Origin of the sequence: Pseudobdellovibrio exovorus JSS, assembly GCF_000348725.1 — a bacterium.
GTDB lineage: Bacteria > Bdellovibrionota > Bdellovibrionia > Bdellovibrionales > Bdellovibrionaceae > Pseudobdellovibrio > Pseudobdellovibrio exovorus.
In genome coordinates this window covers 624,902-647,109 of sequence record NC_020813.1, presented here as the reverse complement: position 1 = coordinate 647,109, position 22,208 = coordinate 624,902, and the positions used below count along the sequence as shown (strand labels likewise).

22 protein-coding genes are annotated in these 22,208 nt (G+C 40.7%); 7 read left to right on the top strand and 15 right to left on the bottom strand.

Annotation, left to right across the window (positions count from 1 at the left end; genetic code table 11):
- Positions 1 to 3: 3 nt before the first annotated feature.
- From A11Q_RS03295 to A11Q_RS03265, 7 genes are all read right to left on the bottom strand, one after another.
- A complete protein-coding gene (locus A11Q_RS03295) occupies positions 4 to 684 on the bottom strand; it encodes a response regulator (protein ID WP_015469369.1) in 681 nt (226 codons plus the stop codon).
- Positions 681 to 3,371 (bottom strand): sensor histidine kinase, encoded by a 2,691-nt coding sequence (locus A11Q_RS03290; protein ID WP_015469368.1) that lies wholly within the window; start codon positions 3,369 to 3,371, stop codon positions 681 to 683. Before A11Q_RS03290 ends, A11Q_RS03295 begins: the two co-directional genes overlap by 4 nt.
- 12 nt (positions 3,372 to 3,383) lie before the next feature.
- Positions 3,384 to 3,956 carry a potassium-transporting ATPase subunit KdpC gene (gene kdpC / locus A11Q_RS03285; protein WP_015469367.1) on the bottom strand — a complete coding sequence of 191 codons (573 nt, stop codon included), beginning with the start codon at positions 3,954 to 3,956 and terminating at the stop codon, positions 3,384 to 3,386.
- Between the two features lie 15 nt (positions 3,957 to 3,971).
- Positions 3,972 to 6,056: a potassium-transporting ATPase subunit KdpB gene (kdpB, locus tag A11Q_RS03280; protein WP_015469366.1), complete on the bottom strand. Its 2,085-nt coding sequence runs from the start codon at positions 6,054 to 6,056 to the stop codon at positions 3,972 to 3,974.
- An 11-nt stretch (positions 6,057 to 6,067) separates the two neighbouring features.
- Positions 6,068 to 7,759, bottom strand: coding sequence for a potassium-transporting ATPase subunit KdpA (gene kdpA / locus A11Q_RS03275; protein ID WP_015469365.1), 1,692 nt, complete (start codon positions 7,757 to 7,759; stop codon positions 6,068 to 6,070).
- A gap of 15 nt (positions 7,760 to 7,774) precedes the next feature.
- Entirely contained in the window at positions 7,775 to 7,858 is an 84-nt protein-coding gene (gene kdpF / locus A11Q_RS14055) for a K(+)-transporting ATPase subunit F (RefSeq protein ID WP_041575052.1), read from the bottom strand.
- A gap of 82 nt (positions 7,859 to 7,940) precedes the next feature.
- Positions 7,941 to 9,092, bottom strand: a complete 1,152-nt coding sequence (locus A11Q_RS03265) for a porin (protein WP_015469364.1) — start codon at positions 9,090 to 9,092, stop codon at positions 7,941 to 7,943.
- Between the two features lie 577 nt (positions 9,093 to 9,669).
- On the opposite strand from A11Q_RS03265, the gene A11Q_RS03255 reads away from it, so the two are divergent.
- The 5 genes from A11Q_RS03255 to A11Q_RS03235 all read left to right on the top strand — a co-directional run bounded on the left by A11Q_RS03255 (position 9,670) and on the right by A11Q_RS03235 (position 15,651).
- Positions 9,670 to 11,001 carry a sensor histidine kinase gene (locus A11Q_RS03255; RefSeq protein WP_015469362.1) on the top strand — a complete coding sequence of 444 codons (1,332 nt, stop codon included), beginning with the start codon at positions 9,670 to 9,672 and terminating at the stop codon, positions 10,999 to 11,001.
- Complete coding sequence (locus A11Q_RS03250) at positions 10,998 to 11,510, top strand: response regulator transcription factor (RefSeq protein WP_015469361.1); 513 nt, start codon at positions 10,998 to 11,000, stop codon at positions 11,508 to 11,510. Before A11Q_RS03255 ends, A11Q_RS03250 begins: the two co-directional genes overlap by 4 nt.
- A 114-nt stretch (positions 11,511 to 11,624) precedes the next feature.
- Positions 11,625 to 12,875, top strand: a complete 1,251-nt coding sequence (locus tag A11Q_RS03245; protein ID WP_015469360.1) for a hypothetical protein — start codon at positions 11,625 to 11,627, stop codon at positions 12,873 to 12,875.
- Positions 12,876 to 12,948: 73 nt separating this feature from the next.
- The gene (locus tag A11Q_RS03240; RefSeq protein WP_015469359.1) at positions 12,949 to 14,334 is read left to right on the top strand and encodes a c-type cytochrome; all 1,386 of its coding nucleotides are present in this window, start codon (positions 12,949 to 12,951) and stop codon (positions 14,332 to 14,334) included.
- Positions 14,335 to 15,651, top strand: a complete 1,317-nt coding sequence (locus tag A11Q_RS03235; protein ID WP_015469358.1) for a c-type cytochrome — start codon at positions 14,335 to 14,337, stop codon at positions 15,649 to 15,651.
- Positions 15,652 to 15,667: 16 nt separating this feature from the next.
- Here the strand turns inward: A11Q_RS03235 and A11Q_RS03230 are convergent, their stop codons facing one another.
- From A11Q_RS03230 to A11Q_RS03210, 5 genes are all read right to left on the bottom strand, one after another.
- Positions 15,668 to 16,285, bottom strand: a complete 618-nt coding sequence (locus tag A11Q_RS03230) for a hypothetical protein (protein ID WP_015469357.1) — start codon at positions 16,283 to 16,285, stop codon at positions 15,668 to 15,670.
- An 83-nt stretch (positions 16,286 to 16,368) separates the two neighbouring features.
- The gene (locus tag A11Q_RS03225) at positions 16,369 to 16,653 is read right to left on the bottom strand and encodes a glycine zipper domain-containing protein (protein ID WP_015469356.1); all 285 of its coding nucleotides are present in this window, start codon (positions 16,651 to 16,653) and stop codon (positions 16,369 to 16,371) included.
- 314 nt (positions 16,654 to 16,967) lie between these two features.
- Positions 16,968 to 17,471: a DUF2383 domain-containing protein gene (locus tag A11Q_RS03220; protein ID WP_015469355.1), complete on the bottom strand. Its 504-nt coding sequence runs from the start codon at positions 17,469 to 17,471 to the stop codon at positions 16,968 to 16,970.
- Positions 17,472 to 17,518: 47 nt separating this feature from the next.
- The gene (locus A11Q_RS03215; protein ID WP_015469354.1) at positions 17,519 to 17,797 is read right to left on the bottom strand and encodes a hypothetical protein; all 279 of its coding nucleotides are present in this window, start codon (positions 17,795 to 17,797) and stop codon (positions 17,519 to 17,521) included.
- A gap of 160 nt (positions 17,798 to 17,957) precedes the next feature.
- Positions 17,958 to 18,479 carry a hypothetical protein gene (locus tag A11Q_RS03210; protein WP_015469353.1) on the bottom strand — a complete coding sequence of 174 codons (522 nt, stop codon included), beginning with the start codon at positions 18,477 to 18,479 and terminating at the stop codon, positions 17,958 to 17,960.
- 277 nt (positions 18,480 to 18,756) lie between these two features.
- On the opposite strand from A11Q_RS03210, the gene A11Q_RS03205 reads away from it, so the two are divergent.
- A complete protein-coding gene (locus A11Q_RS03205) occupies positions 18,757 to 19,590 on the top strand; it encodes a hypothetical protein (protein WP_015469352.1) in 834 nt (277 codons plus the stop codon).
- Positions 19,591 to 19,599: 9 nt separating this feature from the next.
- Here A11Q_RS03205 and A11Q_RS03200 read toward each other — a convergent pair whose 3' ends face one another.
- On the bottom strand, positions 19,600 to 19,947 hold the full coding sequence (locus A11Q_RS03200) for a hypothetical protein (RefSeq protein ID WP_015469351.1): 348 nt from the start codon (positions 19,945 to 19,947) through the stop codon (positions 19,600 to 19,602).
- A 107-nt stretch (positions 19,948 to 20,054) separates the two neighbouring features.
- Here A11Q_RS03200 and A11Q_RS03195 point away from each other — a divergent pair, with 107 nt between their 5' ends.
- A complete protein-coding gene (locus A11Q_RS03195) occupies positions 20,055 to 20,534 on the top strand; it encodes a hypothetical protein (protein WP_015469350.1) in 480 nt (159 codons plus the stop codon).
- A gap of 17 nt (positions 20,535 to 20,551) precedes the next feature.
- Here the strand turns inward: A11Q_RS03195 and A11Q_RS03190 are convergent, their stop codons facing one another.
- Together A11Q_RS03190 and A11Q_RS03185 are read right to left on the bottom strand one after the other, a co-directional pair.
- Positions 20,552 to 21,166 carry a hypothetical protein gene (locus A11Q_RS03190; protein ID WP_015469349.1) on the bottom strand — a complete coding sequence of 205 codons (615 nt, stop codon included), beginning with the start codon at positions 21,164 to 21,166 and terminating at the stop codon, positions 20,552 to 20,554.
- Between the two features lie 156 nt (positions 21,167 to 21,322).
- Entirely contained in the window at positions 21,323 to 22,081 is a 759-nt protein-coding gene (locus tag A11Q_RS03185) for a hypothetical protein (RefSeq protein ID WP_015469348.1), read from the bottom strand.
- Positions 22,082 to 22,208: the final 127 nt, after the last annotated feature.

Genomic DNA, 22,208 nt, shown 5'->3' with positions numbered 1-22,208 from the left:
ATTTTAAACTAATCGGTAACCAACTCCTGACTCTGTCAGGATATGAATGGGAGCCGCAGGATTCGGCTCAATTTTTTTTCTAAGCTGATTGATGTATATTCTTAAGTAATGGCCCTGATCCTTAGCTGTTGTTCCCCATATTTCCTTTAACAGCTGCACTTGCGAAACGACTTTGCCATGATCCCTTACTAAACGCGAAAGAACTTCATACTCTGTACTGGTCAACTTAACTAGTTGACCAGCTACAAGAACTGCTTTTTTATTCAAATCTACTTTTAAATGACCCGACTCAAAAACTGGTGTTGCTTCAATCATTCCAGCATGACGAAGCGCCACTCTGATTCGAGCCGATAGTTCCTCGGGCCCGAATGGTTTTGTTAAATAATCATCTGCTCCAGCATCAAGTAAAGTAACTTTGGTTCTTTCATCATCTATCACAGTCAAAACTACTACAGGAATAGTCGTCCATGCTCTAAAACTCTTCAATACATCCAAACCATTCATATCTGGAAGTCCTAGATCAAGAATAATCAAGTTCGGATGAAAAGAGTTAGCTTTCACCAACCCCTCAGCTGCCGTGCTTGCCTCTGCTATAGTGTGCCCCACAGATGCCAAGGTCATTTTAATGACATTACGAACTGCTGCTTCATCGTCTATAATTAAAATTCTTGATCCCGACTTCATGCGTTTTCCTCTATAGGCAATGTCGGCTGTGGCTCCAACGGCAGATAAATAATAAATCGTGATCCCTGAGGTTCATTTTTGTGGTAGAGAATAGTACCTCGATGAAGTTCAACAATATTTTTCACAATAGAAAGACCTAATCCTGTGCCGCCAGGCAAAGTCCCGGGAACGCGATAAAATTTTTCAAAAATCTGCCCTATAAATTCAACGGGGATACCAGCACCATGATCTTTTACCTCTAGAACCAACTGTTTTTCATGGGTATAAGCACGTATAATAATTTTAGTATCTGGTTGGCTATATTGAGCCGCATTCAATATAAGATTAGCCAAGGCGTGTTCAAAAAGACGGAAGTCCATACGCACTAATGGTAGTTCAGATTGAAGGCCTACTTCCACTCGATGGCTTTGCAAAGGTTTTGCATGCTTTTTTAAGACAACACCAATAAGATCGCTAATATCTTGCCATTCCAAATTCAACGCCAATGAGCCACTGGAAAGACGACTCATATCCAATAAATTCTCAATAACACGATTCAATCTCTCACTATTGAACTCAATATCTTTAACAATATCCTTTGCCAAAGGATTACTAATCAAATCACTGTCTAAGGCGGCAGCAGAACCAAGAATAGCTGTTAACGGAGTTCGGAGTTCGTGGGAAATAGAAGCCAGAATAGTCTGCTGTAGTTTTTCTGAGTCTTCAACTCTTTGAGCTTCAATAATTCTTTTTCTTAAAAAATGGCGTTCAATAGAAAACCCTAATTGTCCCACAATAGTATAAAGTAAAGTTTCTTGATCTAGACCAAATTTTCTTATTTTTTTTTCTGGACGAAACACAAAGACACCGACAGTTTCATTCATTCCGTTTAATGGTAAATATAAGGCCTGTGCCTGTGATAAAGTTTCTGTCGACCAACCTGCCGCCTTCTGATTTTGAAAAGTCCAAAGAGCCACCGCTCGCTCTTTATCATTCAGAGGTAAGGGATACTCATCGGAATTAGAAAAATCCAAAACACTCTCTTTAGCTTTAAGAAGAACGCCACACTCTCCGTCGAATAGCTGTCCAACGCGAGCACGTACTTTTTGAATAAATTCTTTCTTATCATAACTTTCTGAGATGTCTTTTAGAATACGGTAAAGAACTTCCATTCTTTCTTCACGCTCACGCATCAGCTTTTCTTGAAAACGAATCCTATTAGTCAAAAATCCGGTTATTAAGGCCACAGCAAAATAGGAAATGCACAGAATAATATCTTCTGGGGAAGCTATTGTGAATGTAAAGCGAGGTGCAATAAAAAGAAAATCCCAGAATAATGCGCTGAAAGCAGCTGCAAAAAGAACAGCACCAATACTTCCAAACATTCCTACAATTAATACCGCTAATAGAAAAATAAATCCTATAGCTCGGTAACCTATATAGTCCTGAAAAAGTGCACTAAAAAAAGTAACGCCCACTAAAAAACACAGCGTATTCCAATATTTAATAATTCCTGTTTTTGTGCGATAAAGAGCTAGTTCAGCCCAGAAGGACGGCCGACGATGTTTAAGATTCTCCATGCGAATAACATGGACATCTACATCATGGCTTTCATTCACCAAACGGGACAGAAGCGATCCACCCTCGATGACATCCCTAAACCACCGTCTTGTGGGACGTCCGACAACAACTTGAGTTACATTTTTTTGTCGTGCGATACGTTTAATAGCAGAGGCAATACTAGTGTCAGTGGTTGTAATAACTTCAGCACTGAGCTCACGCGCAAGATGTAGATTTTTTACCAGTTGTGCCTGATCCTCATCACTAAGTTTTATACCCGTATCAATATGCACAGCTATCCAAGGAGACTCAAGATTATAAGCCAGTCTTCTAGTCGCGCGTAAAAGCTTTTCAGAATATGGGCTATGTGAAACAGCTACTAATAATCTTTCATTCGTTTGCCATGGGCTATCATTTCGCTTGACCGAAAACCGTTGCAGATCCTGATCCACACGCTCCGCTGTCATACGCAAAGCAATCTCACGCAATGCTGTTAACTTATCTTCTTTAAAAAATTTAGCTGCTGCTTCTGTCGCTTTGTCTTTTAAATATACTTTACCATCAGCAAGACGCTTTAAAAGCTCCGAAGGTGCAATGTCGACCACTTCAACCAACGTCGCCTGATCCAGAATACTATCTGGTACTGTTTCACGTATTCTAATGCCCGTAATGCTTTCGACAGCATCTTTTCGACTTTCCAAATGCTGAACATTCAAGGCCGTGAAGACATCAATTCCAGCCCTTAAAATTTCTAAAACATCTTGATAGCGCTTTTCATGGCGCGATCCCGGAACATTGCTATGTGGTAACTCGTCGACGATAACAATGTCAGGTTTTTTAATCAGAATTGCATCCAGATCCAACTCTTCTAAATCAATGCCTCGATGCTGGATAATTTTTCGTGGTAAAATCTCAAGACCGGTCAACAGCTCTGCTGTTTCAGAACGCCCATGAGTCTCGACAACTCCGACAAGGACTGAGTGCCCTTCGGATTGAGCTCTATGGGCGGCTTTAAGCATCGCATAGGTTTTTCCAACCCCAGCTGACATACCTAGAAAAACACGAAGCTTACCTTGAGACCTTAATTTCGCCTCATCATCAATAACTTTTAATAGTGCATCTGGATCCAGCCGAGATTCGTCCGTCACACCTTATATCCTTTATTTGTTACTACTGCCTGTCATTTTATCAAGAGCTAGGTTCAGAGCCAAGACATTCACAGTCTCTTCACCTAAAATTCCGAATTGACGACGCTCTATATGAGACGAAACCAGTTTCTGAATATCTTCAATCGACTGTTCACGGGCTAAAGCTACTCTTTGAACCTGATATTGAACAGCCTCAACGCTTACATGGGGATCTAAACCGCTACTGGATGCAAATAGAAGATGCTGAGGCGGTGCCCCCATTCCTGTATGGGCCGCTTGTAACTTTTCACGTCTTTCCTGTACCGTTTGCTGTAAGGCCGCAGATGTGGTGCCCAAATTACTCCCACCTGAAGGAAGCGGATTAAATGAAATTACTGATGGGCGAGGCCAAAAGTATTCAGGTTTTTCAAAGTTCTGTGCTATCAACATCGACCCCCGAAGCTGATCCCCATCATAGATTAATGAGCCATTGGCTTTTTCATTAAAAGCCAATTGCGCAACTCCTGTCACCACTAACGGATATGCTAAACCCAAAACTAACATCAAAAACAATGTAATTCGAATTGAATTCATTATCGCTTTCATAAATCAAAACTCCTTTTAAACAAGACCTATAGAGGTAATCACTAAATCGATAACTTTAATGCCGACGAATGGAATAATAATACCACCCAAACCATAAATCAGAAGGTTGCGTCGCAAAACAGCTGACGAGCCCTCTGCTCTGTAGGCAACACCACGTAAAGCTAACGGAATTAGTGCCACAATAATTAAAGCATTGAAAATCACCGCGCTTAAAATAGCACTTTGAGGAGATGCTAAATTCATAATATTAAAAATAGTAAGCGGCCCAGCTTTCTCAGCTTGCGAGATATACAATGCTCCGAATAAAGCTGGTAAAATTGCAAAATATTTGGCGACATCATTAGCGATACTGAAGGTCGTTAAACTTCCACGCGTCATTAATAATTGTTTTCCTATTTCAACAATTTCAATCAGTTTTGTCGGATTACTATCCAAGTCCACCATATTACCCGCTTCACGGGCGGCCTGTGTACCCGTATTCATCGCCACACCGACATCAGCCTGCGCCAAAGCAGGAGCATCATTGGTTCCATCCCCAGTCATAGCGACAAGATGTCCTTTGGCTTGCTCTTCACGAATGCGCTTCAGCTTAGTTTCAGGAGTTGCTTGCGCCATAAAGTCATCGACTCCGGCTTCAGCTGCAATGGCCGCCGCTGTCATAGCATTATCACCCGTAATCATTACCGTTTTGATACCCATTTTTCTAAGCTCAGCAAAGCGTTCACGAATACCACCTTTAACAACGTCTTTAAGGTCAACAACGCCAAGAATTTGCTTTTCTTGCACCACAACTAACGGTGTCGCTCCTTTTTTAGCGACCCCATCAACTATGGCCTTCAGATCTGAAGGAACCTGCCCACCTAACTCTTGGACATACTTCACAATAGAATCAGCCGCACCTTTGCGAATACTGATTGTTTTACCCTCTTGATCAAAATCAATTCCGCTCATGCGGGTCTGAGCTGTAAAAGGAACAAACTCAACTTGATGAGGTTGTACAGCTTCTGCTCTTAACGCAAATTTTTCTTTCGCCAGTACTACAATCGAACGTCCCTCTGGCGTTTCATCTGCCAAAGAAGCCAACTGCGCAGCTTTTGCCAAATCTTGAGTTTGTACCCCTTGAACAGACAAAAAATTTGAGGCCATACGATTTCCCAGAGTGATCGTACCTGTTTTATCCAACAACAGAACATCAATATCGCCTGCGGCTTCAACGGCACGTCCACTAGTCGCGATTACATTTTTTTGGATCAAACGATCCATACCACTGATACCAATAGCACTCAAAAGACCGCCGATCGTTGTCGGAATTAAACACACTAACAGAGCAATCATCACTGGAACTGTGATGATCACAGATAAATCCTGTCCTGCGGCTGCCGCAGCATAATCAGTAAATGGCTTTAAAGTCATAACAGCTAGAACAAAGATAATTGTCAGACCGGATAAAACAATACTTAAAGCGATTTCATTCGGTGTTTTTTGTCGTTTAGCCCCTTCAACTAAAGCAATCATGCGATCTAAAAAGCTACTTCCGGCTTCTGCTGTAATACGGACCACGATACGATCACTGATGACTCGTGTCCCACCCGTAACAGCACTTCTATCGCCACCCGATTCTCGGATGACCGGAGCTGACTCACCTGTGATTGCAGATTCATCGACACTGGCAATCCCTTCAGTGATTTCACCGTCTCCAGGAATAATATCCCCAGCTTCGCAAACCACTAAATCATGCAGCTTTAAATTTGCTGCCGAAATACGTGTTTCTTTACCTGACTTTAACAGACGTGCCTCTGTCGAAGTTCTGGATTTACGCAGAGAATCTGCCTGTGCTTTACCCCTACCTTCAGCGATAGCTTCCGCAAAATTTGCAAATAGCACCGTGAACCATAACCATAAAGTGATTTGAATTTCAAATGAGCTTGAATCGCGACCAACATTTAGTAACGAAATAACCGTGGTTAAAGCCGCCCCAACCAAAGTCACAAACATAACTGGGTTCTTCATCTGAACTTTAGGGTTCAGTTTAAGAAAAGACTCTTTGATCGCTGAAAGTAAAAGATCACTTGTTAAAAGATTGTTTTTATTTTTATTCATAATAGGGCTCCTTAGAAAGTGCGTCCGTTCAGCATCAAAATATGTTCCATAATAGGTCCCAAAGAAAGAGCTGGTAAAAAGGTCAATGCACCGACAATTAAAATAACTCCGATTAAAAGTACTGCGAACAACAGACTATCAACTTCAAATGTTCCGCTGGACGGAGGTGAAACTTTCTTTTTAGCCAAGCTTCCCGCTACAGCTAATATGGGAATAATTACTGCAAAACGTCCAACAAACATAGCTAATGCTAAAAACAAATTATAATACGGCGTATTCGCATTCAGACCAGCAAAGGCACTACCGTTATTACCAGCCGCAGAAGAAAAGGCGTACAAGATCTCAGTAAATCCATGTGGCCCCTTATTCGCCAGACTAGACAGCCCCATAGGTAAAACAGAGGAAAACGCTGAACCGACGAGGATCATCGTACAAGGAGCCAGAATAGCCACAATAACCATAGTCATTTCTTTGCCTTCGATTTTTTTACCTAAATACTCCGGTGTTCGGCCAACCATCAATCCGGACAGAAAAACTGTCAGTAAGACAAAAAGTAACATCCCATATAGTCCGGCGCCTACGCCTCCAAAAATAATCTCACCTAACATCATATTGAACAAAGCAACTCCGCCAGAAAGCGGTGATAACGATGAATGCATAGAGTTAACGGCCCCACACGAAGCCGATGTTGTCACAGTAGAAAATAGGACACTGTTAAAGGTACCAAATCTAGTTTCTTTTCCTTCCATCACTGCACTTTGTGACACTACCGGATTATGAGAATACTCTGAGTAAAGAGAAGCCCCAGTAAGACCTAAAAATAATGCTAACATTACACCAAATATCAACCACCCATGTTTTTTTGCATTGGTCATCACGCCAAACATATAGGTCAAAGCTGCTGGAATCACAAAAATTGCTAACATTTGTAATAGGTTAGAAAAAGCTGTCGGATTTTCAAATGGATGTGATGAATTCGAGTTGAAAAAACCGCCGCCATTTGTTCCTAACATTTTAATTGCAATCTGCGAAGCCGCTGGCCCAAAAGGAAGCATTTGTTTTGCTCCCTCTAATGTCAGCGCCTCAAGATAAGGTGAAAAGTTTTGAACAACGCCTTGAGACACCAAAACTATCGCTAAAACAAAAGAACTCGGCAAAAGAATGTAAATTACTGAACGAGTCAGATCGGTCCAGAAGTTTCCTATTCCCTCTAGAGATTTGCGCGCAATCCCTCTGGTCACAGCAACAGCCACAGCGATACCTACAGCCGCACTGACAAAGTTTTGATAAGCTAGACCAATCATCTGTGTCAAATAGCTCATCGTTGTTTCACCGGCATACCCTTGCCAATTGGTATTGGTTACAAAACTAACAGCAGTATTTAAAGCCGAGTCCCATGTGATCCCAGAAATAGCCTGAGGATTAAACGGAAGTCCACCTTGTATCAACTGCAAAAGGAAAAGGACAACAATCCCTAAGATATTAAATGCCATCAGGCAAAGAGCATACTCTTTCCACCCCATATCTTTCTTAGAATCAATGCCACTTATTTTGTAGGTTAATCGCTCAAGCCAACCCAATGGCTTATGAAGCCATGTTGTCTCCCCCTTGAAAACAGCGGCCATAAATTTTCCCAAAGGGGGTGTTAATAAAAATAATACCCCCACAAAAAGAATCAACTGTAATACATCAAATATATTCATAATAAGCCTCTAACTCTAAAATTTCTCGGGGTTAAAAAGCGCATAAAAAAGATACCCAAGAACTGCCAGCCCGATCAGGCCTGCTAAAACAAACTCCACGTTAAACTCCTTGTTCTCTATAAATTACTGTAATCAAGCGTAAAAAAGCTGTAAAAATCGTCCGCTTTAGTAGCTATCCTATTTAAAATGAGAATGCCAATGAGGTTGTAAGTGTTGTGTTTTCTTTTGAAGTTGAATTAGTTCCTTCTGGGAAAACGGAATCTGTTGCCGACAAATAACGAATTTCATTACGCCATAAAAAATCTTCATCTAAGATCTGATCAAACCCAATTGATGCGCCCGTTGCATTCAAGGCTTCAGTTGCACCTGTAACTAAAACAATTTGATCTGGATCTTCAAAATGCTCGATACGCCCAGAAATCTTTTGAGTTTCATTTAACTTGTAACGAGCCATCCCTGTCGTTCCCCACCATGAACTATAACTAGAGCTATTGGGTTTACGTTGAAATCCAACATCGGCTTGTACAACCCACTCTATACGCTCTAGCGATTTGCTCTTTACAATAAAGTTATGAAAATGACGAAGTTCACTGTTTCGTGGTGTTTCATTTAAATCACCCGAGATCTCGTTCCCTAAAATTGTATTATACACCAAAATAACTTTATCCAATGAATATTCGATACCCGTTCCTAAACTTTTATCGGTATTATTTTCAGACATATTTTGCCAGCCATTGGTAAGAAGTAATTGTAAGACGAGTCGCTCAGACCATGCATGCGTAAGTTTAATGCCAGATAGATAGTAAGGCGAGAACTCCGCAACGAGTGAACGCGTTAAAGTCAGATTGTCTTTTGAAATCCATGATTCAGAACCCACATGGGCAAAAAATACGCCGGCATCAATCCATGTATTTTGTCCAACCGCGTATCCCATACGCGCTTCTTGTATATGACGTGAAAGTTCTCCTCCACTGATAGATCCTCGCGTCGGTTCAGAAGAATAATTACTCTGAACAGCTGTACCCGCTTGTAAAGCGAAACGCCCACGTGTTTTTGTAGATTCCGAACGCACTTCGATAAATCCAAGATTAATATTGAACTCATTATTTCTGGCCGGCTGAGTTGTAAATGCTCGGTCCCCATTCGCTGGAGAATTGAAGTCAAAAGCATATTGTGTATCAACATATCCTGACCATGTGATCTTTCTATCTGTCGCCGAGAACCCCTGATTGGGAATGATAAGAGCTGTCCCTGTTAAAAGAGCCATCAGACCGCTTTTCGTATTTTTTAAATTTGATAAAATTTTATTTTTTTGTAGTTTTTGAGTACCCATGTTCTGCTCCTTTTTAATATGTGAACAGAACTATCATCATTGGTAAGAGTGTTAAAAATATGTAAAAAACGCAATTTTTACCTCTTTTTTACACACACAGAGCTAGATATGATTTTTATATATTTTTTACTCCATGTTTTTTTAACCTAAATATAAACATATTAAAGAACACCTAAAAGGTTGGCGATAACATGAGTTTTTTTGATTTTATCCAGCTCAAAATATCTTCGGTATGGTATATCCCGCAGACTGTACCAAATTCACTGCCAGATCCCGTACAGGCCCCCATGGCTGATTACCCTGATTTGATCTTTCTTGAAAGATCACTCATAATTTTCCTTTTTTTAATTCTGTTCATTCCCTATTTAAAAAAACATAATAGCCGCCATTTAGAGAAAAAAAGAAAGCTGACCTTGAAAGCTTCTACTATTGTAATGGCCAGTCTTGTTTTTCTATGGATGTTACGTTCGAACTGGATCTTTTAAGACAGTTCTGTTTACTCTTTAATTGACGCAACAATTCGTTGCATCAATTATCAATAGTCGCCAAAATAATAATTCTACGTTATGTCTTAGCTGTGAATGCGTTAAGTGCTTTGCAGTCTATTCGCACGAGGCTTTTTTCGATAACTTCGGAAGACGCCTCCGTATCATCTCTGCTTAAAGAGAGTTTAAATCTTTTTAAATTCCCCTATCAGAAATCAGATCCAGAACTGACTAAAATTCTTTGGCTGATTAAATTACGCTGGATGGCTGTCTTCTTATTTTTTACCATGTCCATACCGAACCTCATCTTTGGCTATCTAGAAAGATCTAATCTTCCTATTTACATCGGTATCATCAGCACTGTCTTTTTATTTAATCTGTTCATGCAGTTAGTGTGGAATCATCGTAAAACATCTGCAGAACCCTATATGATCGGCTTGCACCTGACATTCGATCTGACAGCTCTTTCACTTTTGTTACTGAGCAGCGGTGGCTTCGAAAATCCCTTCATTGTCTTGTTTCTATTGAACGCCTCGTTGGGCGCCATTCTTCTGCCCGGATCATTGGGCTGGCCATTCCTTGTCTTAACCCATGCATTTCTAGCACTGCTGCAAATGTATTATCTTTTGAACCACCCTTTCGACTTACAGACATTTGTTATTATCTGTATTTCACATTTACTGATCTTTAGCTTTTGGGTCGTCATGCATGCCCTCGGTGGCTACCTTGCTAAACAACATCAGTGGAATGCACAAGCGCGGTTGGCGGCCGAAAAACAAGATCGTCTTAGAGCTCTAGGGGCACTGACCGCTGGTTTTTCCCACGAGTTTGCAAGCCCACTGAATACAGCAAAAATCCGACTTGAACGCATGGCACGAGTTCCCCAGTACGCAGAGGACTTAACAGAAGCTTTAGCCGCTATTCGTTCATGCGAGCAAGTGATTCATCAGATGAATTCCTCACAGATGGATACGCGCGATTTCAAAAACAAAACAGTCAGTACGCTTGAATTCATACAAGACATCGTCGACACATGGAAAGAACAACATCCCGAAGTGACTGTTATTTTGAAAATAGAAAAAACAGATCGCGTCTCTGTTCCCCTTCTGACATTCGCACAAGTGATTTTAAATCTTTTAGATAATGCCGCTGAGGCGGCTCCTGCTAAGCCTATAATAATTCAACATCAACTTCTTCATGGATTACATATTTTAACATTCAGCGATCAAGGAACAGGCTTTCCCTCTTTAGTCTTAGAAAAATTCGGTGAACCTTTTATCACAACAAAATCCCACGGCACAGGGCTTGGCCTCTACACCTCACAGCTGTTCGCACAGTCACTTGGTGGAGACCTAATCATTCAAAACTACGAATCCGGAGGACGTGTAATTTTACAGTGGCCCTCGGTTAAAGGAGCTGTATGATTCAGACTACTCGTCATTTACTGATTTTAGACGATGACATTAATCTTTCAAAAAGCTTAGCTCAGGAATTCACTGATCATGGCTATACAGTTGTCACAGCATCGAAAATATCTGAAATTCCAAAAGAATTTTTTGATTATGCCTTAGTAGATATACGTCTATGTGGAGAGTTTGGTTTAGATGCTATTCAACTGATCAAATCCAATTCACCCACTTGCTCTTTAGTTATCTTATCTGGCTACGGCAGCGTTTCGACTGCTGTGGAGGCTATGAAAAGAGGAGCAACTGACTACCTAACAAAACCAGCCAGTTTCTATGAAATTGAAAAAGCTCTTTTAGGACAAAGGATTCAAGCTGACCCAGACTTTAAAGCGCCTTCTCTTTCACAGGTTGAACATGAATATATAGATTTCTTGCTGACAAAAAACGAAGGCAATATAACTAAGACCGCTAAAGATTTAGGGTTACATCGCCAAAGCCTTCAACGAAAATTAAAAAAATATACATAAACTCAATCTAAATAAAAATAATTTTTATAAACTTACGACATCTCTACTGCGCCGCAATTTGCTGCATTCCTCTGACTCATTTCCATGATTACTCTTGTCACGAAAGAAGGTTCTATGGAAATATCACTCCACCGTCTGTATCGTAATCTACCATTTATTTGGACGCTTTTAGGCTGCCTTTTAGCATTTATACTGCTTGTACGTACTTTTACAGGATACTCGTCTAATATAGAAATACTTCATACATTCATAAATGTCGTACTCTCTTGCGGATTATTTATTGTTGGGGTTCCAGCACTCTCTATGATGAATTCATATCAAAAGGATAGTCCTCCAAACCTAAAGCTTGTGACTACTATTATCTTCTTACAAAGTATTTTATTTATTGGTGTTTGTTTCTATCCTTTTTTATACCATCACTATACATATTTTGGATTAGAACAAGCTCCAGAACAAGGGCAACTGTTCTTTTTATTGCTGCAATTGGGATCTATAGTTTCATCCGCTTTAATTATTGTAGAACAAAGAGCTCATCAATCCTCACAAAGCTTAATCGAAAAAATTCCTTCAGTGTTGCTAACTTCGCTTATTGGCATTGGCCTGTGCCTGTTTGTCTTACAAAGCACGCAATTTTTTTGGGGATCTACGAATAATCTTTATGCCATAACATTGCCAGCGAAAGACTTTTTAGACCAAATGTTTTTAATTAGTGTTTTTACAACAGTTTTCCTACGATTATTGGTGGCATCAAAATTAGACAGCAGCAAACCTCTTCTTATTATCTGTGTGGTATCAGGTCTTTGCATGCTGACAGGGTTTCAAAGTATCACAGAAGCCTCTGATAGGTCTCAATTACTATATTTGTTAAATCAGTTTTTTCTATCTGTCGGCTTAGCTGGATACATTACTTCACTGGGAACGATCCTGAATTATCGCTGGCGTAATCATGCATTGCTAATCATTTCACGTGGGGAATGGGCGGCCCACATGATCTTACTTTTAGCGTTAGTTCTTGTCTGCATAACATCTGTCGGTAGTGGAAAAATATTATTAACGAGTGGTATGTTTGAAAACTTCAAAACCAGTATCATAACCCTAGCTGTCCCATTAATTTATCTAAATGTTTATGTGCGACAAAAACCAAGTGTAAGTTCATTCTTTTCAGCCTCACAAGTATTCGCTTGGTGTGGACTTATTGTCTTAGGTGGTTCAATTATGATTATTACTCCATTTGGTGGCTCGTTGAACATGATTCAACACGCAAGTTTTCATTCTTATTTTGCCTTTATAATTTCTGGGCTATTCATGCTACTTATTAGTTTTTTCTTTTTAATTTGGGATCGCATCTTAGACGAAGCCATCTAGTGTTGCGCCACGGACAGTTGCATGCAACCTCATGTGGCATTTTCTAAATCTTTTTTATATTCGATAAGGGGGCATGGATTTCCCCTTATATCATTTAGACTTTCTTGGTAATCGCCTTCTTATTGCAATTGTTGCCATAACCCACGTTGTGATCACACATGCCCTTGCGGTAGGAGGCATGCTGATCATCGCATGCATGGAACGAAAAGGTCTTTATGATCCCGAATGGGATCGCTTTGCTAAAAAAACTTTATTTTCTTTTTTTCTGATCACCACTACTGTCGGCGCCATGACCGGTGTGGGAATTTGGTTTTCGGCATCGTTAGTTAATCCCACCTCTATTGCCAGCTTAATCCGCGTTTTTTTCTGGGCCTGGTTCACAGAGTGGATTTGTTTTGTCACCGAAGTGATTCTGATTTTGTATTACTATTTAACATGGGATAAATGGGTCAATGATCGCAAGCGAGGTCATGTTCGCTTAGGTTTTAACCTCGCTTTAACGTCATGGCTAACAATGGCCATCATTGTGGCTATTCTTGCCTTTATGATGGATCCAGGTAACTGGCTGACTGATAAATCCTTCTTATCTGGTTTTGTTAATCCAATCTATTTACCGCAGTTGGCATTCCGAACGCCTTTGGCCATGGTCATGGCCGGAGGCTCAACCTTCTTGGTTCTGGCTTTTACACAAGTCAGTGACGACTTTAGAAAAAAAGCGACCAAGTTTATTTCAAAATGGATTCTAGCCTGGTTGCCTTTTTTAGGTTTGGGTTCTTATTGGTACTTACAGGCAATACCGGATTCTATGCGTGCCAATTTTAATGTGGCCCTGACAACACAAGAGTTCACTTCATGGTATAAAGGTGTGCTTTATACCATTGTTATTGCAATTCTGTTTGTTTTATTACTGACATTGAAAGGCATCAAGACCGGTAGACTTTCTAAAGCGGTAATGGTTACTCCTTTTATTATTTTCATCATTTTTATGGGGCAATTTGAACGATCGCGTGAGTTTATTCGTAAACCCTACGTTATCGGTAACTATCTGTATGCCAATGGCTTTCGTAAAGATGACTACCCATTATTACAACGTGATGGAATCTTAAAACACGCACCTTATGTCTCTATACGCGAAATAACAGAACAAAATAAACTCGCTGCCGGACGCGAGGTCTTCAATCTCACTTGCACCAGATGCCACACAGTTAACGGAGTGAATTCAGTCGTCACTAAGTTAAGTCATATGTACGGCAGCAACCCTTGGAATGTGGAGACTATTACCAACTATCTTGCAGTTATGCATCAAACCCGTATTTTTATGCCTCCATTTCCCGGAAATGAAAAAGAGCGACAGGCACTTGCAAAATATCTGATCTCTTTACAATACAGCCAAGAACCGTTTGAAGGCGTGCAAGTTATCGGTATTTCAACTGAAGAAGACAAGAAGGAAACCCGCTAAATGAAAACTCCTATCCCACATGACATTCCTTTGCCGCTACCGGCCGCCGAAGTTTTTTTAAAAACTTTATTAGTCCTTTCCTTCATCGCCCATTTGCTATTTGTTAACCTAATGGTCGGTGGCGCTATCTTTGCTCTTATTTATGAAATTCGCGGACGAGGAAATAAAATCTACGACGAGCTGGCTTTGTTCATCGCCAAAACAATCACCGTCAATAAAAGTATGGCCGTCGTACTGGGCGTCGCTCCTTTGCTGATCATCAATGTGCTTTACACAGTTTGGTTTTACGCAGCGAACTCTTTAACAGGATCTGTTTGGATGCTTGTTGTTCCTTCAGTCGCCGTAGCCTTTTTACTGACTTATTTGCACAAGTACACATGGACTATATTGCAGCAACACAAAACAATCCATATTTCAATCATCGCCATAGTGGTTGCGATCTTTCTGTTTATTCCTCTTGTTTTTCTGACCAATATCAATCTGATGCTGTTCCCCGAAAAGTGGGCGGCAGTAAAAGGCTTTGTTTCTGCGATGATGCTTCCTAGTGTGTTCACGCGCTACTTACACTTTATGGCGGCCTGTATCAGCGTCACCTCTTTATTTTTAGTTTGGATGTTTAAATACGAAACTTTTGCCAAACTTGAATCTTCCTTAGCAGAAAACAGATCCTTTTTTATACGCCAATTTTATGTCATCGCTTTAATTGTAACCGCCTTGCAATTTCTAATTGGGCCACTGGTTTTAATATCCCTGCCCTCACATGGGCTGAGCATGAAAATGCTGGTGACGATTTTTTCAGGAGTATTTATCGCTGTGCCTGCCATTTGGTTGATGTGGAAAGAAGTACAGGAAACCGGCACTGCCGGAAGTCGAGTTATTAAAATTGCGAGCTTATTGGGATTAACTGTTCTGTGTATGGCCTCTGGCCGTCACTTTTATCGTGAGCAGGCTCTTTCACATCACAAAAAAGCAGTGGCTGAAAAAACCATAGCTTATCAGAAGCTGGTAAAAGAAGCCCAAGAACAAGCTGCACTGCAGGCCTTAGTTGAATCGGGTCCACTGGATGAGTCGACTTTACTGGAACGGGGAAAACAGCTGTCCCATGCTTGTTTTGCCTGTCATGGTTTGGATACACGCTTGGTGGGACCACCATTAAAAGAGATTGCTAAGATCTATACGGGAAACCCTGATGGCATTGTCGCATGGACAAAAGCACCCGGTAAAAAGCGCCCGGACTATCCGCAGATGCCTCCGATGCCCTTACCCGATGCTGAGTTAAAAATTATTGCTGAGTATATTTTAAAGATCGGTCAGTAACTGATCCATTAGTGATCTAGTTCATATCGTAACTATTGCGCGGCTCAGGACGGCGTCTATCACCGAAGCTTCTTAGATAGTCACGTTCTAAGGCAGCATACTCATCATCTTTTTTGAAAAATGACTGTTGAGCACTGTCGGATTCCTCTGAAGGTCTATAAGAACCCGTTTTTTCAGTTCTATGCACCTCTTGATTGTGTTCGATACCTTGAGCTAATCCTTCTAAAAAGTTGGTATATATTTTTTCAAAACTGAAAGAGCGTCCCAGTGACTGAAATGATTTAACTGGTGCCGGAGGTGGCTCTTCGCGGAACATCATAAAAAGACCGAAAACACACAGTCCCGTTAGTGCTGCAAAGAAAATAACAGAAAACACAGGACCATTTTCGTAGGTCTGCATAAATGTGTGAGCATATTGCGCTAATATAATTAACGAATAAATCAAAACACCTGTCGCGACTAAAGCAAACGAGATTTTTAATATTAACTTCGACATTTGTTTTTTAACTTCAGAGGAAACTAAACTTAAGAGTTGCATTTGTGAAACCATGTTACCAGCTTGATCACTTTTTCCAGTCAATGACTGTAAAATCATAGGCAATAAGGGCATGACCAGTTTATTTAAAGATAACATATTTTATTCTCCTTCTGAGAGGTGGTTTAAAAAATAAACCAGTGACGTTTTGGCGTCACTGGTTTGCGGCTACAAAGTGTTTATCAGCGGCGACGGGCAGCCAACGTTAATAAACAGCCAATTGCAGCCCCTGCAGCGACCGCAATCGCAGCAGCCTGAATCGGATTCTCTTTAATATAACTTCTGCTAGTACCTACGTACTCAGATGCGCGCTCAGAAAACTCTGAAGCGAAGTTGCCAACCTGTTGGCCAGCGTCGTGAGAAAATTTCTCTAGACGATCTGATACTGTTTCAACAGCATTACCAATTTCCTTAGCTGCGCCGTTGAGTTTTTTTTCTGTTTCTTTCTGAAGAGTTGATGGATTCATATAACTTCCTTTCGATGACGTTAGTTTGACTTTACTAAAAGCAATTGGGTTGCCAGCCGAATTTAGATCTGAACTGTAATTAAACCGACTTTAAAGTATTCAGTGGAAAATCATGGGGGATTTTTCCTCTTTTCAAATCCCATAACTCCCCTTTTTAATTTTAGTTGGTTTGATCAGGACGGCATGCCAATGCAGGATTTATCAGAAGATGAAAAAGAAACGGCGCAGACCAGTGACAGTTTCTACCACTAATCTACGCCGCCAGACGATTCTGAATGCTTTCGCTGATTTTTTCCTTGAAGATTAAACGAGGATTAAACCTTGTTCATCATAATAAGACTATCCAAAGTTGCGATGTGCAATCGCTGTTGATCCAAACAAATAGTTTTAATGAAAGATTCTGACTCAAAATTGACATTTCCATTTTCAATCAAATCTTGATATTCGTTAAGACCATGCTCCTCGCCCTCTTTCAAGGCACGTAAAGTGGGCCCATCACCAAATAACTTTGCCGCTCCGACAAAAGTTTCAACGACAGTTCCCCAAGGGCCTGAAGATTCCTCAACAAACGACTCTTGCGAGCGCAGTTGTTTTTTCCAAAAATCAACTGCCTTTTCATGTTCGACAAGAATTCGCCTTAATGAATTTGCATTTTCATAGGTCGAGTATTTTTCAAGAACTTGCTTATACGCTTCTACTGCTGAAATTTCTCCGCGTAGAATGCGTTCTAAATCCTGCACTTCAGCAGTTTTTGGAGCCACATTTTCAGGTGATAAAACACTGGGCCCCATATCATAACTTCCATGAATCTCTGACATAACAACCTCCTTGGCTGATGTTAAAAAAATCGGCCAAGAACAAGGTGTTAATCCACCTTGTTCTTTACCTCTTTAGCTTTCGCTTCTGCGCTGTCTGCGGCATTCTGAGCTTTGTGTTTTACTTTTTGAGGTAAACACTCCATCTTGCCATTGATCATTTCGCAGACTTCATCTTTAGCGCTACGATAAGCTTTCTTAGTTGCATTTTTAGCTTTAGTTGCTGTGGCCGCAGCCTTTTCACCTACAGTTTCTTCTGCATGTGCGAAAGAGCTTGTCATTAAACCTGTTGCTAGAGCTAAGACGATTAACGATGTTGTGATTTTCATAATGGTTCTCCTTTTTGTAACCCGTTATTAAAACCATCTAAAGCAAGGCTCTTGCCAAATTTAAAAATCATTAGCTCTGTATATATTGTATCTAAGTACCAAATTCACATTTTCGTAGAGTCAAAAATACTCGTCGTTCTAACAAGTCCCAATTCTTATGTTACTGACAGTAAACTGTTTGACCTGTGTTGGCTTGAATCAACATGTACCCACGACAATTGTAGCCAGAACATTGCACATACTGATAATAACCACCTTGAGAATAAATATAAGTTCCGTAGCAAGTGCCACCAGTTCCACCTACAGTTGTACCGGTAGTGCCGGTCGTACTGCAATACGCTGTTGAAACATATTGCCCTGTCGTCGTTGAGTAGCAGTAACCATTGTAATAGACATATCCTGTATTGGTTGTTCCGGTTGTTGTTGTTGAGCAGTAAGAGCTATCTACATACTGACCTGTTGTTGTCGAATAACAGTATCCATTATTATAGACGTAACCTGTTGATGCCGTTGTCGAACTACAGTAGCTGCTGGCCACATACACCATGTTAGCGTAGTCATAACAAGATCCATTCATGTAAGTGTATTGTGGTGTTGCTGTCGTCGTGTAGGCTGTCTGTTTATCTTGAGCACAACCAAAACCTACTAAAGCTAAGACTAATCCTAAAAATATGTTTTTCATAAGTTCCTCCAATTTAATTGTTCAATACACTTTAGCAAAGCAAGCCAGAGGCCTATTTTTCTGGTTTTTCTTAAGCATTTAGAATAGTTAGAAAATTAGGAATCGTGGAAAAATCATGGAAAAACTATGGAAAAATCCCACCTGTCGAACACACATGACAGAGACCAAATAGGGCAACACTCAGTCGTAGGTTTATATCTCGTAGACACTTCTGTAAGAGGTACCTGTCAAATCTGTAGACATTGTGATCCGAGCCCTGCGCGATTATACTGCCGTCATGTTAAAAACCTTGAGCTTTATTATACCACTTACTTTTTGTTTATTAGCACAAGCTACATCTGCAACTTACGATATCAATTTTAAAATTTTTAATGTCAATCGCGTTTCCCATGCTGATGAAACACGTATCCACGAAGGTGTTGAGTTTTTTAATGAACTCCTTGAACGCCGTTGCGGCTTCCGCCTAAACGCGAATATCACTCGTGCTGATGTCTCTTCTGAAAAAAGTGGTCCTACTTTTCGCAATGAACCCAGCTGGGTTTCAGCTCAGGTTGATAACAACCAGACCTATTTTTTTAGATTCTATCAAAAAGATATGTTTGAACTGACAACGACACAGCGACTAACCCAAAAGAAAAATGAAGTCAGTATTTTTGTGGTCGATAACTTTGATATGTGTGGATTTGCTTTTCCTGACATCCAGATGACCGATAGCTTTCATCTTTCAAAAAATACAGACCACCAACTGAATCAATTTGTTCTGCCGTGGGTCCAAAACCGCGTGATTATGGGAAGTGTCTCGACGGGACCGCGCGAATGTCATAATTCAAATCGAATTGTATCCCATGAATTGGCCCATATTTTTATTCAAGATGAATCCCCGCACACCTGCTGGGATGAAAAACAGGACTCTTACCGCCCTTGCCCGCCAGATAATATACTCACAACTCGAGTTTTAATTTATCCAGAGCCACGCGGAAATGGGCTTTCTCATCAACGTCAATATGACATGGATCCATCAGAGCCAGAAGTGCGTCCGGCTGTGGGTACAGACATAACAGAAAGACAGTGCCGCTCTATCTTAAGCACTGTCCGTAATATGACTCATTAATCGATCAAATTAGTCGTTGATCTCAAGATCGCTAGTTTCGTTTTTGATACGCTCACAAGAACTGTGTGGCGCCTTTACTTTCTTCGGCTCAAGTGATCCTTCAATCGCATAATCAAAACGCGCCGTGGTTTCAGTTAATTCAGCTTTAAAGCACGAACAAACACCGCTGTTCTTCACAACCCATGCTTGAGCTGACTCAGCATCTACAACCTTAATAGAACCCTTGTTAACGATAACCACACTACTGTCTTCTTTTTGAGGGTAGCCACAGTACTCTTGTTTTTCTGCGGCCATGCCCGAAAGGGGTAAAATCATAACTAAGGCCAATGCGATCAATGCTGAATTTATATTTTTCATGAATTCTCCTGCCCTTATTTTCGGAGTTTTAAAGCCAATACTTAAGATGCCGGAAGTCATGACAAGCCCTTCAACTCTTCCTAGACTAATGACTTAGGAGTTTGAACATGCCGAAAATCTTGATTCTAGTATTACTTGCTATTGCCCCTTTATTCGCTAATGCCATTACTTCATTAAGATTTTTACCTATGAATCGAAACTCTTTAGCGTTGATTTTAGAAAAAGATATCACAGGCAACACAGATGATGATTTTAAAAAGCTCTATGCTCTTTTAGATCTTCCAGAGCAAGATACTCCATGGGGCAAAGGCAAAGGGATTAAAACATCCAATAAAGGCTTCAATCTTGCGTGTAGCCTTGGACGAACGCAATGCCAAGTGGTTCTTAATCAATCACCGAATACAGTTATGGACCCAGCTCAGCAGTACATGAGCTATAAAACTACAGGTGAAGAAGCTGAATTTTTAAATGCGGCATTTTTTAAAGAGTCGAATGGAGAAGTCTTCTACATGACGACGGATCGCATGTTCAGAATCAGAGGGACTTCAAATGAGTTTATATTTGAAGCCTCTCAAAAGGGATTTTAGTTTTAATTTGATTAAGCTTATTTAGGGAAAATTCTTTCTAACTTATTGAAAAGAGCATTCCAATCAGCGTCGCTACCCGCTAAAGCTTGAGTTTCATCTGCCCAATCAAAAAAGCCAGAAACTGTATCTAAGCCAACATTGCACTGATATTCAGCCTGCTCTGTATAGCGGCTGAAGTTTGTTGACCAGCAAGCTGGGCCACGCAATTTATAGAAATGATCCGAAACCGCATTAAGAGTCTTAATACGATATGATGGCATCGGCGACTTCATCACTTGATAAAGATTTTCAGGGAAGACGCTGATACGCACATCACGTTGAACAACTCCTGGCAATTGCTCTTGATAAAGGTCAATCACTCCAAACTTCTTAGAGAAAATCGTATACCCTTTTGCAGGGTACTTCTTCTTAGGTACACAGTAGTTCTTTAACACAGCAAACTCTTCGCTGACGTAAAGACAACTGTGAATACTAAAGAACCCATGCGCTAAGCCACTTTCTTTAAAAGTGAACTTCGAGCTTTCTAGTTGTTGCACTAAAAGATCTAAAGGCTTGGCCTCAAGATTCTGTGCAAATGATTTACCGGCGAAACCTAATACAAGAATAATTGTTGTAAGGATGGTGTTTTTCATAAAATCAGTCTATGAGGGTCTATTTGAAAAAACCAAAACTTTTTCAACGGGCACCTGCTTCAGATGCCCGATCTAGACTAAGTCTGGACTAAAATGTGAATTTTCTAGGGGTGCGTCAGTCAAAATTAAGAGGCATTTTGCGACTTTACTGGACGTCTACTGAGGTCCCATGCAGTCAATGCAGCGCCATTGTGACTGAAACTCGCGGCCCAACTCTTCATTACTGTCATTAACTGTGGTGTTAATACTGCACGAAAGAAAGTGCTGGTAACTGTCGGCACCAATTTGAGTTTGCGCTAACAAATCTTTCGTCAAAACTTTTTCATAAATCTTATACGATGTTGTCGCTGAAGGTGTCACAGGTGTGCCTTGCAGCTCAACTGTGTATTTGTACTCTAATACAGGAGTGTGCTTCATAATGTACTTCACACGCCCTAAACTTAAACTGATGCCTTCTTCAAACTTAACTGGCTCTAATACAATATTCACTTTAACCAGTTGTTCTTCTTTTTCGTGCTCTAAAGCCACTTCCACTTGCTGGGATAGGTCTTTATCCACCTCTGACTGAGCACGAATATCGAAAACAACAACATCTTGTTCTGGATATTGTACCGGAGGCACAAAGCCCGGAGGTTTTACTGAAGATGCACTTTCAACCTGAGGTGTTTCGACTGGCGGAGTTCCGGCTGTGACCTTTTCACTTGTCAGGGTGCACGTGGCTTTAACCTGACCATTTTCACCGCCGTATTTTGTATTGAGTTTTTCAATGGAAGGCTTGCCCTTCAGAATGTCCGTCACCTGAGGATTGGGACCAGTCTGACCTTGCGCGCGAACACCAGAACCACTTTTCGGAGAACAAGCAGATAAAGTCAAAATCGCCATCGCGGTGAAAATGAGACTGAATTGTGAATTCATAGGTTTATCCCCCTGATGGACTTTTTATAGTACAGCCTAGGGGGAAAAACAATTATTTACTGAGTTTACGAAATCGAATAGCGCTCCACAGAGGGAAAATATTACACGCTAAAGTGAGGCTATTACC